13 protein-coding genes are annotated in these 12,794 nt (G+C 66.9%); 2 read left to right on the top strand and 11 right to left on the bottom strand.

The features are described from left to right. Nucleotides 1–30 precede the first annotated feature (30 nt). From DM992_RS11570 to ndk, 3 genes are all read right to left on the bottom strand, one after another. Nucleotides 31–1,044 (bottom strand): helix-turn-helix domain-containing protein, encoded by a 1,014-nt coding sequence (locus DM992_RS11570; protein WP_111016900.1) that lies wholly within the window; start codon nucleotides 1,042–1,044, stop codon nucleotides 31–33. 164 nt (nucleotides 1,045–1,208) lie between these two features. Continuing rightward, on the bottom strand, nucleotides 1,209–2,348 hold the full coding sequence (gene rlmN, locus DM992_RS11565; RefSeq protein WP_034181281.1) for a 23S rRNA (adenine(2503)-C(2))-methyltransferase RlmN: 1,140 nt from the start codon (nucleotides 2,346–2,348) through the stop codon (nucleotides 1,209–1,211). Between the two features lie 55 nt (nucleotides 2,349–2,403). Continuing rightward, the gene (gene ndk, locus DM992_RS11560) at nucleotides 2,404–2,829 is read right to left on the bottom strand and encodes a nucleoside-diphosphate kinase (protein WP_006478674.1); all 426 of its coding nucleotides are present in this window, start codon (nucleotides 2,827–2,829) and stop codon (nucleotides 2,404–2,406) included. A 249-nt stretch (nucleotides 2,830–3,078) separates the two neighbouring features. Here ndk and DM992_RS11555 point away from each other — a divergent pair, with 249 nt between their 5' ends. Beyond that, nucleotides 3,079–3,777, top strand: coding sequence for a Bax inhibitor-1/YccA family protein (locus DM992_RS11555; protein WP_006761414.1), 699 nt, complete (start codon nucleotides 3,079–3,081; stop codon nucleotides 3,775–3,777). 63 nt (nucleotides 3,778–3,840) lie between these two features. Here the strand turns inward: DM992_RS11555 and rlmD are convergent, their stop codons facing one another. Then, nucleotides 3,841–5,238 carry a 23S rRNA (uracil(1939)-C(5))-methyltransferase RlmD gene (gene rlmD, locus DM992_RS11550; RefSeq protein ID WP_111017888.1) on the bottom strand — a complete coding sequence of 466 codons (1,398 nt, stop codon included), beginning with the start codon at nucleotides 5,236–5,238 and terminating at the stop codon, nucleotides 3,841–3,843. A gap of 218 nt (nucleotides 5,239–5,456) precedes the next feature. On the opposite strand from rlmD, the gene DM992_RS11545 reads away from it, so the two are divergent. Continuing rightward, nucleotides 5,457–6,311 (top strand): endonuclease/exonuclease/phosphatase family protein, encoded by an 855-nt coding sequence (locus tag DM992_RS11545; protein WP_111016899.1) that lies wholly within the window; start codon nucleotides 5,457–5,459, stop codon nucleotides 6,309–6,311. A 37-nt stretch (nucleotides 6,312–6,348) separates the two neighbouring features. On the opposite strand, the gene DM992_RS11540 is transcribed toward DM992_RS11545, so the two are convergent. The 7 genes from DM992_RS11540 to recR all read right to left on the bottom strand — a co-directional run bounded on the left by DM992_RS11540 (nucleotide 6,349) and on the right by recR (nucleotide 12,769). Further along, complete coding sequence (locus tag DM992_RS11540; RefSeq protein WP_111016898.1) at nucleotides 6,349–7,125, bottom strand: 3'-5' exonuclease; 777 nt, start codon at nucleotides 7,123–7,125, stop codon at nucleotides 6,349–6,351. 3 nt (nucleotides 7,126–7,128) lie between these two features. Then, nucleotides 7,129–8,217: an RNA polymerase sigma factor RpoS gene (gene rpoS / locus DM992_RS11535; RefSeq protein WP_111016897.1), complete on the bottom strand. Its 1,089-nt coding sequence runs from the start codon at nucleotides 8,215–8,217 to the stop codon at nucleotides 7,129–7,131. 11 nt (nucleotides 8,218–8,228) lie between these two features. Then, nucleotides 8,229–9,119, bottom strand: a complete 891-nt coding sequence (locus DM992_RS11530; protein WP_111016896.1) for a peptidoglycan DD-metalloendopeptidase family protein — start codon at nucleotides 9,117–9,119, stop codon at nucleotides 8,229–8,231. A gap of 5 nt (nucleotides 9,120–9,124) precedes the next feature. Continuing rightward, nucleotides 9,125–10,054, bottom strand: a complete 930-nt coding sequence (locus tag DM992_RS11525; protein WP_111017887.1) for a protein-L-isoaspartate(D-aspartate) O-methyltransferase — start codon at nucleotides 10,052–10,054, stop codon at nucleotides 9,125–9,127. Next, entirely contained in the window at nucleotides 10,051–10,812 is a 762-nt protein-coding gene (gene surE / locus DM992_RS11520; RefSeq protein ID WP_111016895.1) for a 5'/3'-nucleotidase SurE, read from the bottom strand. Before surE ends, DM992_RS11525 begins: the two co-directional genes overlap by 4 nt. 106 nt (nucleotides 10,813–10,918) lie before the next feature. Next, nucleotides 10,919–12,124 (bottom strand): CaiB/BaiF CoA-transferase family protein, encoded by a 1,206-nt coding sequence (locus DM992_RS11515; protein ID WP_111016894.1) that lies wholly within the window; start codon nucleotides 12,122–12,124, stop codon nucleotides 10,919–10,921. Nucleotides 12,125–12,172: 48 nt separating this feature from the next. Continuing rightward, a complete protein-coding gene (gene recR / locus DM992_RS11510) occupies nucleotides 12,173–12,769 on the bottom strand; it encodes a recombination mediator RecR (RefSeq protein ID WP_034181272.1) in 597 nt (198 codons plus the stop codon). Nucleotides 12,770–12,794 lie beyond the last annotated feature (25 nt).

Genomic DNA, 12,794 nt, shown 5'->3' with positions numbered 1-12,794 from the left:
GACGACAGGCCTTCGCCACGGCGCTTGACGTCAGGGCAACGTGAACCGCGCCACATTACCCCGCGCCGCCGAATATTTTGCCGGATCGACAGGTTTCCCGTCGAACGCGACCGAGTCGAGACCTGCCTTGTTGCCGATCGTGACCTTGAACGGCCCGTCGCCGGCGACCTGCTTCGTCTCGCCGGCCCGCACCAGTGCCGAGAACAGCTCCTTGCCGTTCTTGTCGCGCACGCTGAACCAGCAATCCTGCTTGACCTTCAGTTCGACCATCGACTGGCCAGCCGCAACCGCGACACTCGCCGGCTCGGCCGGCGTAGCGGCACTCGCGGCCGTCGCTGCCACGACGGGCTGCGATGCAGCCGCCGCGACCGGAGCCGCGGGCGCCGGGACAGCGGACGCAATCTGTGCCGGGGCGGCAGATGCAGCGGCCGGGGCCGGAACCTCATTGGCTGCTACGGCCGACGTGCCGTGCGCGGCCGCCTCTTCGACGGAAGACGACGATGCCGCCGACGCGCTCGCAGCCGACGCATGCTCCGCGTCGCCGCCCTTGAAGCGCGCGAGCAGGCTCGACGAATCGCCGCCAGTGTGCCACATCAGTACGGCAACCACTGCGACGACGACGATCGCCGTGCCCCATAGCCACGGGTGGTGGTGCGACGAGCCGCCCAGCGAAATCGACACGCGGCCGCGTGGCAGATCCGTCCCCGACGATGCGGGCATCGACAGATCGACTTCCGGCACCCCGCGCTCGCGGCGCAGCGCCTGCGCGAACGGTTCCGGGTCGACGCCGAGCATCTTCGCGTAGCTGCGCACGACACCGAGCGCGAACGTCACGCCGGGCAAATGACTGATGTCGCCGGCCTCGAGCGCCCGAAGCTTCTGCGGTGCGACCTTGAGCCGCGCCGATACGTCGTCGACCGTCCAGCCCTTCGTCTCCCGAAGCTGCGCCAGCCTGCTGCCGACTGCCGCCAGCGATTCCAGTCCCGCCGGTGCCGGTCTTGCGGCATTCGTCTCTGCGCCGTTAGTCGGCTGCGGCTCACTCATCCTTGTCCTCGCGTCGATTCTTCTTCACTGGCGGCCGCCGCCGGCTCCCGCCGGCCGGCACCCGCAACTGTTCATACCATGCGCGGCGCCGTGGCGCCGCGACCGATCGCTATTCGCGTGTTGTACCGCCAAGAGGTTCGGGCATCCTCGGCTAGGCGCCCCCGTCAAACCGCCCGAACTTCGATGATTTTTGCTGCTGCGCCCGTTCGTTCCGCGAGGCGCGTGCGGTCCTTCACCGCGCCGGCCAGCTGGCCGCACGCGGCATCGATATCGTCGCCGCGCGTCTTGCGCACGGTCGTGACGACACCCGCGTCGATGAGGACCTGTGCAAAGCGCTTGATCTGCTCCGGCTTCGAGCGGATGAGGCCCGATTCCGGAAACGGATTGAACGGGATCAGATTGAACTTGCACGGCACGTCACGCGTGACGGCCAGCAGTTCGCGCGCATGCGCCTCGGTGTCGTTGACGCCGTCGAGCATGCAGTATTCGAACGTAATGAAGTCGCGCGGCGCGACTTTCAGATAGCGCTGGCACGCGGCCATCAGCTCGCGAAGCGGATACTTCTTGTTGAGCGGTACCAGCTCGTCGCGCAGCGCATCGTTCGGCGCGTGCAGCGAAACGGCCAGCGCGACCGGCAGCTCGGCGCCGAGGCGGTCCATCATCGGCACCACACCGGACGTCGACAGCGTGACGCGGCGGCGCGACAGGCCGTACGCGTTGTCGTCGAGCATCAGCCGCATCGCAGGCACGACCGCGCTGTAATTCAGGAGCGGCTCGCCCATGCCCATCATCACCACGTTGGTGACGACCCGTTCGGCCTTGCCGTTCGGGCCGGGCGCGCGGCCCAGCGACGCTCGCAACGCAAATTCGGCCATCCGTAGCTGGCCGATGATTTCGGCTGTCGACAGGTTGCGGGAAAAGCCCTGCTTGCCCGTCGAACAGAAGCGGCAGTTGACCGCGCACCCGGCCTGCGACGACACGCACAGCGTGCCGCGCGTCTCTTCCGGGATGAACACGGTTTCGACCGCATTGCCGTTTCCGACGTCGATCAGCCACTTGCGCGTGCCGTCGGTGGAAACGTGATCGCTGGCGATATCCGGCATCACGATCGACGCGCGGCCCTTGAGTTTCTCCCTCAGGGACTTCGCGAGATCGGTCATGCCGTCGAAATCGCCGGCGTTGTATTGGTGGATCCAGCGCTGCAACTGCTTGGCGCGGAACGGCTTCTCGCCGAGGCTGCCGCAGTACGCGACAAGACCCTCGGCATCGAAGTCGAGAAGATTGACGGAAGTTTCGCTCGTCATGATGTGCTGCCTTGCCGCGTGCGCTGAATCCTGCCTACCTGCTGCCAGCCAGAGCTTAACGCGAGTAAACGTTCATTTCCGGGAAGAAGAACGCGATTTCGACGGCAGCCGTTTCAGCTGCGTCCGAGCCGTGCACGGCGTTCGCGTCGATGCTGTCGGCGAAGTCGGCGCGGATCGTGCCCTTTTCCGCCTTCTTCGGATCCGTTGCGCCCATCAGGTCGCGGTTCTTCAGGATCGCGCCTTCGCCTTCCAGAACCTGGATCATCACCGGGCCCGAGATCATGAAATCGACGAGATCCTTGAAGAACGGACGCGCTGCGTGAACCGCGTAGAACTTCTCTGCGTCAGCACGCGACAGGTGTGCCATGCGCGATGCGACGATCTTCAGGCCGGCGCCTTCGAAACGGCTGTAGATCTGGCCGATCACGTTCTTTGCCACCGCATCCGGCTTGATGATCGACAGGGTGCGCTCGATTGCCATAAAAACTCCAAGAAATTAAGAAGTTACAGGTTCAAATGAATCCGCTATTGTAGCACGATCCCGTGTATCATTGCGATTGAACCCTTACACGCGTGAAAGGTTCTGAATCCATATGTTTTGCGCCGCGCAGCCATTGAAACCTCGCGACGCGGAACGTATCTTAGCCATAGCTGCTCCGGTTTGCTGCGCCGCACACCGCGCGCGCCGAACCGGCCCCGGACGCCCACGCGTTCCATGTTAGGAGAAACCATGAACGACTATCCGTACAATTTCGGTCGCGGCGGTTCCGTCAGCACCGCCGAGGTTCGCAACCGCGTGCTGCGGAACACGTACTGGCTGCTCGCGCTATCGATGGTGCCGACCGTGCTGGGCGCCTGGGTCGGCGTCGCGACGGGCTTCTCGCTGTTCGCGGCCACGAGCCCGATGATGAGCCTGCTCGCGTTCTTCGCGATCGCGTTCGGCTTCATGTTCGCGATCGAGCGGACGAAGAACAGCGCGGCCGGCGTGTTCGTGCTGCTCGGCTTCACGTTCTTCATGGGCCTGATGCTGTCGCGGCTGCTGAGCTTCATCCTCGGCTTCTCGAACGGCCCGTCGCTGATCATGCTCGCGTTCGGCGGCACCGGCATCATCTTCGCCGCGATGGCAACGATCGCCACCGTCAGCAAGCGCGACTTCTCGGGGCTCGGCAAGTGGCTGTTCATGGGCGTGATCGTGATCCTGCTCGCGTCGGTCGCGAACATCTTCCTGCAACTGCCGGCACTGATGCTCACCGTGTCGGTGCTCGCGATCGCGATCTTCTCGGCGTACATGCTGTTCGACGTCCAGCGCGTCGTGAACGGCGGCGAGACGAACTACATCTCGGCGACGCTCGCGATCTACCTCGACCTGTACAACGTGTTCACGAACCTGCTCGCGTTGCTCGGCATCTTCGGCGGCAACCGCAACTGACGTTCGCCACGCACCATGAAAAAACCGGCCCGAGGGCCGGTTTTTTTACGCCCACCGCCCGGCTCAGTCGCGCTCGAACAGCGCGATCGATTCGACGTGCGACGTGTTCGGGAACATATTCACGACACCGGCGCCCTTCAGCCGGTAGCCGGCCTCGTGCACGAGCAGGCCCGCGTCGCGCGCCAGCGTCGACGGGTTGCACGACACGTAGACGATCCGCTTCGGCAGCGGGCCTTCGCCGCTTTGCGCAATCTCGGCCAGCGCCTTCGACACCGCGAGCGCGCCTTCGCGCGGCGGATCGATCAGGAACTTGTCGAATGCGCCGAGCGCGCGGAGGTCGTCGCCCGTCACTTCGAACAGGTTCCGGCACGCGAAGGTCGTATGGCCGTCGACACCGTTCTCGCGCGCATTCGCGAGCGCACGCGTCGTCAGCGTTTCGCTGCCCTCGATGCCCATCACCTCGCGCGACAGGCGCGCGAGCGGCAGCGTGAAGTTGCCGATCCCGCAGAACAGGTCCAGCACGCGGTCGTCGCGCGACGGCGCGAGCAGGCGCAGCGCGCGGCCCACCAGCACGCGGTTGATCTGATGGTTGACCTGCGTGAAGTCGGTCGGCTTGAACGGCATGCGGATGCCAAACTCCGGCAGCGTATAGTCGAGCGACACGTCGAGCGGATAGAACGGCGTCACCGTGTCGGGGCCCTTCGGCTGCAGCCAGAACTGCACCTTGTGCTCGTCCGCGAACGCGCGCAGCAACGCTTCGTCGTCCGCGTTGATCGGCTCCAGCACGCGCAGCACGAGCGCCGTGACCTCCGAGCCGACCGCGAGCTCGATCTGCGGCATCCGGTCGCGGATCGACAGCCCCTCGACGAGCCGGCGCAACGGCACCAGCATCGCCGACACGTGCGGCGGCAGCACCTCGCAGCTCGTCATGTCGGCGACATAGCTGCTCTTCTTCTCGTGGAACCCGACCAGCACGCCGCCCTTCTTCGCGACGTTGCGCACGGTCAGGCGCGCACGGTAGCGGTAGCCCCACGACGGGCCGTGGATCGGCGCGAACATCGTTTCCGCACGCAGCTTCGCCAGGTGCCACAGGTTGTCTTCGAGCACGCGCTGCTTGACCGCCACCTGCGCGCGCATCTCGAGATGCTGCATCGAGCAGCCGCCGCAGGTGCCGAAGAACTTGCACTTCGGCTGCGTGCGCATCACGCTCGGGCGCAGAATATCGACAACCGTCGCCTGCTCGTAGCTCGGCTTGCGGCGGTAGCTCGAATAGGTCACGCGCTCGCCGGGCAGCGCGCCCTCGACGAAGATGACCTTGCCCGGCTCGCCGTCCTCGGTCATCGTGCGGCCGACACCGCGCGCTTCCATGTCGAGCGATTCGATCTCGAGAACCGGGGCGATCCCGGGCGCGACGGGCGCATTTTTCGATTTGCGCGCAGAAGTGGGGACGGCTTCGGACACCAGCTTTTCCTGACAAACGTTGAAGAAGGCGAGATTGTAGACGACGAATGCCCGCATCGGCCGCTTTGCATCGGGCAAGCGCCGACACTTAAGCATAGACGGCACGGCATTGTGCCGGGACGGCCAGGCGGATAGCTCATGAACGCTCGCAGCCGGCGGGATGCGAACCATTCAGGAGAGGGCGGGAACCCGAAATCCGCCCTGCAGGAGATTCGACCATGCAACTGATCGACTGGAACATCCAATGGGGTCGGGACGCCGACGGCGTAGTCGACCTTTCGCGCACCGTCGCGGCGATCCGCCGGCTCGGCGATTTCGACGTGCTGTGCCTGCAGGAGCTCACGCGCGGCTTCGGCGCACTGCCCGGCCGGCCCGGCCCCGACCAGTTCGCCGAACTCGCGGTACTGCTGGCCGGCTATACGATCGTCGAAGCCGTCGGCGCGGACCTGCCGGCCTTCGAACCCGGCGCACCGCGCCGCCAGTTCGGCAATGCGATCGCAACCCGGCTGCCGGTCGGGCGCGTGCTGCGCCAGTTGCTGCCGTGGCCGGCCGACGCCGGCGCGCCGTCGATGCCGCGCATCGCGCTCGACGTCGAGCTGCACGCGCCGTTCGGCCCGCTGCGCGTGGTCACCACGCATCTCGAATACTATTCGGCGCGCCAGCGGCTTGCGCAGGTCGACGCGCTGCGCGACCGGCATCGCGAGGCCTGCGCGCACGCGGAACGGCCCGCGCCCGCCGAAACTGCCGAGGGACCGTTCAGCGCGACCGGCCAGCCGCGCGATGCGATCGTCTGCGGCGATTTCAACAGCGCGTTCGACAGCGACGCGTACCGGCGCTTCCTGGAGCCGATCGCCGACGCCCCGCGCTTCGTCGACGCATGGGTCGCGCGGCATCCCGGCAGCACGCCGCCGCCGACAGCCGGCGTCTACGATACGGTGCAATGGTCGGAGGGGCCGCTCGCGTGCGACTTCGTGTTCGTGACGGATACGCTGCTGCCGCGCGTCGTGCGCTGCGAGATCGACGGCGACGTGCGCGCGTCGGATCACCAGCCAGTGCTGCTCGAACTCGCTTGATCGCGCCGGCCGCGTAGCGCGGCGCCGCCCGCCCGCGCTACGCGGCGAAGCCGGCCAGGTATTCGGCCCAGTGCGACGCCGGTTCCTGCGCGAGCGCGTTCTTCACGAGCAGGATCTCGTCCGCATACTCGCTCTGCGTCAGGCCGCCGCGCATCAACTGGAATCGGCAATACAGCAGGTACGTATTGACGACGTCGGTCTCGCAATAATTGCGGATCTCCTCGATCCGCCCGTCCTGGAACGCCGGCCACACCTGGCTGCCGTCCATCCCGAGCTTGCCCGGAAAGCCGCACATCTTCGCGAGCGCGTCGAGCGGCGCGTTCGCACGCGCCTGATACATCGCGAGCACATCCATCAGGTCGGTATGCCGCGAGTGATAGCGCGAGATGTAGTTGTTCCACTTGAACTCGCGGTCGTCCTCGCCGAGATCCCAATAGCGGGTCGCGGGGATACCGTGCACGAGCGCGCGGTAATGGAGCACCGGCAGATCGAAGCCGCCGCCGTTCCACGACACGAGCTGCGGCGTGTATTTCTCGATCACGCGGTAAAACGACTGGATCAGCGTCGCTTCGTTGTCCTGCGGCGTGCCGAGCGAGCGGACGCGAAAGCCGTTGTTGTCGCGGAACACGCACGAGATCGCCGCAATGCGCTGCAGGTGATGCGGCAGGAAATCGCTACCGGTCTTCTCGCGCCGTGCGGCGAACGCATGTTCGGCCACCGCGGCATCGCCCAGCGTCGCGGGCAGGTCTTCCAGACGGCGAATGCCGTCGACATCGGGAATCGTCTCGATGTCAAAAACAAGAATCGGAGTCATCGGTTACAGAACGGCGTCCTTGCGCACGCCGTTGGAGGCGAAAAACCGCTTGAGGCGCACCAGCGCTTCCTGCTGGATCTGCCGCACGCGCTCGCGCGTGAGCCCCATCTCGTCGGCAAGCTCTTCGAGCGTCGCAGGTTCGATGTGGTTCAGGCCGAAGCGGCGCTCGATCACGTGCCGATGCTTGTCGGACAGCCGCGACAGCCACGCGCGCGTCAGCGTCTCGAGCTCGCGGTGCTGCACCTCGGCGTCGGGCGACTGGCTCTGGTCGTCGGGCAGCAGGTCGAGCAGGCTGCTCGCGGGATCGAGGTCGAGCGGCGCATCGAGCGACGCCGTGTGCTCGTTGAGCGCGAGGATGTCGGTGACTTCCTCGGCGGTCTTGCCGGTGAGATAGGCGATGTCGTCGATGCTGGCTTCGCGGCGCTCGGCCGCCTCGCCCGTCGACATCGAATTCTTTTCGAGGTGGCGCTTCGCGCGCAGCACCTGGTTCAGTTCGCGGATCACGTGCACGGGCAGGCGCACCGTGCGGGCCTGGTTCATGATCGCCCGCTCGATGCTCTGCCGGATCCACCAGGTCGCATAGGTCGAGAATCGGAAACCGCGTGTCGGGTCGAATTTCTCGATCGCGTGCATCAGGCCGAGGTTGCCCTCCTCGATCAGGTCGAGCAGCGGCACGCCGCGGTTCAGATACCCCTTCGCGATGCTGACGACGAGACGCAGGTTGCGCTCGATCATCACCTGCCGCGCCTCGAATTCGCCGGCCTTGGCGAGCCGGGAATAGCGCTGCTCTTCCTCGACGGTCAGCAGCGGCTTCACGCTGATGCGGTTCAGGTAATGCTGGATCGTGTCGGCCGTGAGTTCGGCCTGCAGCAGCGTGCGGAAATCGTCGACGTCGGGCGTGGCTTCCGCGCGGCCTTCCCGCTCGTCGTCGCCACCGTCCGCCTCGGCGTCGCGTGCCTCGAGATCTCGTTCGTTTTCCGCGACGTCGTCGTCATCGTCCGTCGAAGCGCCAGCTCGCCCCGCCGATGCTTGCGTGGCACGACTGATCTTCTCAGACTCGGCTTGCGGCTCGTGGCGCTTCGATTTCGGCATGGTCGTCTCGGTTATTGAGGCGGCAAATACTTCAGCGGATCGACAGGCTTACCCTGCCGGCGAACCTCGAAATGCAGCATCACGCGGTCGGCATCGCTGTTACCCATCTCGGCGATCTTCTGCCCCTTCGTTACCGCGTCCCCCTCTTTTACCATCAAAGCGCGATTGTGTGCATACGCCGTGAGGTAAGTTGCATCGTGTTTGATGATAATGAGGTTGCCGTAGCCACGCAGGCCGTTGCCCGAGTAGACGACGCGGCCATCGGCCGCCGCCTTCACGGCCTCGCCGGCCGTGCCGCCGATGTTGACACCCTTGTTCTTCGCGTCGTCGAACCCGTTCAGCACCGGGCCGCGCGCGGGCCACGCGAACGTCACGGGGCCGCTCGGGGTCGCCGCCGTGTCGCTCGATCCGGTTGCCGCAGCCGGCGGCGTTGCGAGCGTGGACGACGTGCCGGCGGCCGGCGTCGCGGGACCGCTGCTGAGCGGCGCAGTCGCGACGGCGGCGCCCGCGATCGGTGCGCCCGCAGCCGGGACACCCGCAACCGCAGCGCCGCCCGGCGGCGCAACGCGCAGCAACTGGTCGACTTCGATCTGGTTCGGGTTAGTCAGGTTGTTCCACGACGCGATGTCGCGATAGTTTTGCCCGTTCTCGAGCGCGATCCGGTACAGCGTGTCGCCCGGCTTCACCCGGTAGTAACCCGGCGGCGGCGGCCCGAGCGGCACCGCGGGCTGCGCGGCGGCCGTCGTGCCCAGCGACCCGGAGCGGTCGACGACGGGCGCGTTGTCGAGCCGCGTCGCACAGGCGGCCAGTAGCGTGGAGAACGCAGCCACACAGATCGCGCGCTGGGCGAACGTGAGCGGTTCCCTGGATCGGTTGTTTTGCATCGCGCGCAACATACTCATCGGTTTCAAATCACTCCGGATTTTAAAGGGACAAAGAAAACGCGATCAAGCCGGGACTCTCGCCATTGCGCGTGCGCGACGCGCTCGACGAGCGTGAGCACCTGGTGCTGCCCGCTCTGCGCGCCGACCGGCGCGACGAGCCGCCCGCCGATCGCAAGCTGCTCGAGCAGCGCCTGCGGCACGTCGAGCCCCGCCGCCGCGATCACGATCGCGTCGAACGGGGCCGCGGACGGCAGGCCGACACGCCCGTCGCCGTAGTGCAGACGGATGTTCGGCACGCGCAGCGGCCGCAGGTTCAGCTTCGCGCGCTCGTAGAGCGGCTTGATGCGTTCAATCGAATACACGTCGCGTGCCACGTGGCTCAGCACGGCGGCCTGGTAGCCGCAGCCCGTGCCGATCTCGAGGACGCGCTCGAGCGTGCGGCCGGCCATCGCGAGCTCGATCATGCGCGCGACGACCGACGGCTTTGAAATTGTTTGCTGATGGCCGATCGGCAACGCCGAATCCTCATAGGCCTGCGTCGCAAGCCCAGGATCCACGAACATGTGGCGCGGCACCGCGGCCATCGCTTCCAGCACACGCGCGTCGGTCACGCCGTTCGCGCGCAGCCGTTCGACCATCCGCTCGCGCACACGTTCCGACGTGAGCGCGAACGCGCCGGCCGGCGCAACGCTCGGCGCGGCCGGCTTCGGCAGCGCAGGCTTCGACGCGGTCGGCTTCGGCGCGGTCGCAGGCTTCGCGGCGGAACCGGACAGCGGCGCCCGCCCGGCAGCCGGCTTCACCGCAACCGGTTTCAGCACGGCGGCGGCCTTGTCGGCGGCCTTCGGCACCGCGACCGCCGCATGGCGTTCACCGGCCCGACCTTCCGATTTGCGTGGCGCTCGCTTGAGATCTTCGAGCGCGAGCGGGAACCGCTTCGCGCGCTCGCCGCTCATGAAGCCCGCCCTCCGGCGCGCGCCCATTCGCGCGTCGCGGGCAGCATCTGCGTATGCGTGAGGTCGAGCTGCAGCGGCGTGATCGACACGAAACCGTTTGCGACGGCGTGGAAATCGGTGCCCTCGCTCGCGTCCAGCGCCGCGCCCGCCGCCCCGATCCAGTAGACCGGCTCGCCGCGCGGGTCGGTCTGGCGAATCACCGGCTGCGACGGATGACGCTTGCCGAGGCGCGTGACCTTCCAGCCCTTCAGTTCGTCGTAAGGCAGGTTCGGAATATTGACGTTCAGCAACGGCTGGCCCGGCAGCGGATTCGCGAGGAAGTGCTCGACGATTTCCGCTGCGACGCGCGCGGCGTCCGCCAGATGGGTCCAGCCCTTGTCGGCCAACGAGAATGCGATGGCGGGAACGCCGAACATGATGCCTTCGGTGGCCGCTGCAACTGTCCCCGAATAGAGCGTGTCTTCGCCCATGTTCTGGCCGTTGTTGATCCCCGACACGACGAGGTCAGGCTTCGCGTCGGCCATCCCCGTCAACGCGACGTGCACCGAATCGGTCGGCGTGCCGTTCACGTAGAAGAAACCCGTACCCGTCGCGCGCTGCATCGACAGCGGCCGCCACAACGTGAGGGAATTCGATGCACCGCTGCAGTTCTGCTCGGGCGCGATCACCGTGAGTTCGGCCAGCGGCTGCAGCGCTTCGCTGAGCGCGGCGAGACCGGGGGCGAGATAGCCGTCGTCGTTGCTGAGTAGGATTCGCATCCGGCGATTGTAACCGAGGAAAGATGGCGCGAGAGCGACAGTCCGGCGGCCGCGGACGGGCGATTGCGCACGCTGCGCCGCCGCATCGAGCGGCGGCGTTCCGCGCTCAGATCGCGCCCGCGTCGCGCAGTGCGGCAATCGCCTGCGCGTCGTAGCCGAGGCCGCGCAGCACCTCGTCCGTATGCTCGCCGAGCTCGGGCCCGAGCCAGCGCGTTTCGCCCGGCGTGTCCGACAGCTTCGGCGTGATGTTCGGTAGCGGAATCTCGGTGCCGTCGGCGAGCTTGAAGCGCTGGATCATCTGCCGCGCGACGAACTGCGGATCGGTGAACATGTCCGCGGCACTGTAGATGCGCCCGGCCGGCACGTCGGCTGCGTTGAGCACGACGAGCGCATCGTCGATCGTGCGCGGCGCGAGCCACTCGGCAATCGCATCGTCGATTTCCTGCGTACGCGGCACGCGCCCGTCGTTGCGCGCGAGCGCGGGATCGTCGGCGAGGTCGTCGCGGTCGATCGCCCTCATCAGCCGCTTGAAGATCGGGTCGCTGTTGCCGCCGATCACGATGCTGCCGTCGCGGCACGCATAGGTATTAGACGGAACGATGCCCGGCAGCGACGCGCCGGTGCGCTCGCGCACCATCCCGTACACGCCGTATTCGGGCACCACGCTTTCCATCATGTTGAATACGGCTTCATACAGTGCAACGTCGACCACCTGTCCCGCGCCGCCGTTGACCTTGCGGTGATGGAGCGCCATCAGCGCGCCGATCACGCCGTGCAGCGCGGCGATCGAATCGCCGATCGAGATGCCGATGCGCGGCGGCGGCAGGTCGGGGTAGCCGGTGATGTGGCGCAGGCCGCCCATCGATTCGGCGATCGCGCCGAAGCCGGGCCGGTCGCGGTACGGGCCCGTCTGCCCGTAGCCGGACAGGCGCACCATCACGAGGCCCGGGTTGTCGGCCGACAGCACGTCGTAACCGAGCCCGAGCTTTTCGAGCAGGCCCGGACGGAAGTTCTCGATCACGATGTCGGCCTCGCTGGCGAGCTGCCGCGCGATCGCCTTGCCGGCATCGGATTTCAGGTTGAGCGTGACCGATTTCTTGTTGCGCGCCTGGACGGACCACCACAGCGACGTGCCGCCCTGCTCCGGATGGAGCTTGCGCCACTTGCGCAGCGGGTCGCCGCCGTTCGGATCCTCGATCTTGATCACTTCCGCGCCGAATTCGGCGAACAGCCGCGACGCGAACGGCCCCGCGATCAGCGTTCCGAATTCGAGCACTTTGACGCCCGCGAGCGGGCCCTGGCTGGTGCTCATGTGTCTCCCTGGCATGAGGAACGGCGCCGCCGGCAGGCGGCGCCCGGCTTACATCGTGCGGCGGTCGAGCATCGCGCGGGCGATGGTGCCCGCGTCGACGTATTCGAGCTCGCCGCCCACCGGCACGCCGCGCGCGAGGCGCGTGACCGCCAGGCCGCGCGCCTTCAGCGTCTGGCCGAGGTAGTGCGCGGTGGCTTCGCCCTCGTTCGTGAAGTTGGTCGCGAGCACGACTTCCTTCACGATTCCGTCGGACGCGCGCCGCACGAGGCGGTCGAAATGGATTTCCTTCGGACCGATCCCGTCGAGCGGGCTCAGTCGCCCCATCAGCACGAAATACAGCCCACGGTACGTCATCGTCTGCTCGAGCATGATCTGGTCGGCAGGCGTCTCGACGACGCACAGCAGCGTCGGATCACGCTCTTCGTCGCTGCAGACCTCGCAGATCTGCGCTTCGGTGAACGTGTTGCACTTCTCGCAGTGCTGCAGGTGCTCGGTCGCGAACAGCAGCGACCGGCCGAGCCGCTCCGCGCCCTCGCGGTCGTGCTGCATCAGGTGGACCGCCATGCGCTGCGCGGATTTCGGCCCGACGCCGGGCAGCACGCGTAGTGCTTCGACGAGAGCGGACAGGGCGGACGGCTGTTTCATACGGCGGCAAACAGTGGCAAGGACG

The sequence above is a fragment of the Burkholderia sp. JP2-270 genome (genome assembly GCF_003233675.1).
Lineage (GTDB): Bacteria > Pseudomonadota > Gammaproteobacteria > Burkholderiales > Burkholderiaceae > Burkholderia > Burkholderia pyrrocinia_C.
Note: the sequence above shows the minus strand (reverse complement) of the source record. Positions and strands in the feature narration are given on the sequence as shown.

Excerpts from the sequence above, each read along its gene's own strand:
- DM992_RS11555 (WP_006761414.1), top strand. The coding sequence starts at position 3,079 with ATGAACGACTATCCGTACAATTTCGGTCGCGGCGGTTCCGTCAGCACC.
- DM992_RS11515 (WP_111016894.1), bottom strand. The coding sequence starts at position 12,124 with ATGAGCACCAGCCAGGGCCCGCTCGCGGGCGTCAAAGTGCTCGAATTC.
- recR (WP_034181272.1), bottom strand. The coding sequence starts at position 12,769 with ATGAAACAGCCGTCCGCCCTGTCCGCTCTCGTCGAAGCACTACGCGTG.
- DM992_RS11540 (WP_111016898.1), bottom strand. The coding sequence starts at position 7,125 with ATGACTCCGATTCTTGTTTTTGACATCGAGACGATTCCCGATGTCGAC.
- DM992_RS11545 (WP_111016899.1), top strand. The coding sequence starts at position 5,457 with ATGCAACTGATCGACTGGAACATCCAATGGGGTCGGGACGCCGACGGC.
- DM992_RS11570 (WP_111016900.1), bottom strand. The coding sequence starts at position 1,044 with ATGAGTGAGCCGCAGCCGACTAACGGCGCAGAGACGAATGCCGCAAGA.
- DM992_RS11530 (WP_111016896.1), bottom strand. The coding sequence starts at position 9,119 with ATGAGTATGTTGCGCGCGATGCAAAACAACCGATCCAGGGAACCGCTC.
- rlmN (WP_034181281.1), bottom strand. The coding sequence starts at position 2,348 with ATGACGAGCGAAACTTCCGTCAATCTTCTCGACTTCGATGCCGAGGGT.
- surE (WP_111016895.1), bottom strand. The coding sequence starts at position 10,812 with ATGCGAATCCTACTCAGCAACGACGACGGCTATCTCGCCCCCGGTCTC.
- rpoS (WP_111016897.1), bottom strand. The coding sequence starts at position 8,217 with ATGCCGAAATCGAAGCGCCACGAGCCGCAAGCCGAGTCTGAGAAGATC.
- ndk (WP_006478674.1), bottom strand. The coding sequence starts at position 2,829 with ATGGCAATCGAGCGCACCCTGTCGATCATCAAGCCGGATGCGGTGGCA.
- DM992_RS11525 (WP_111017887.1), bottom strand. The coding sequence starts at position 10,054 with ATGAGCGGCGAGCGCGCGAAGCGGTTCCCGCTCGCGCTCGAAGATCTC.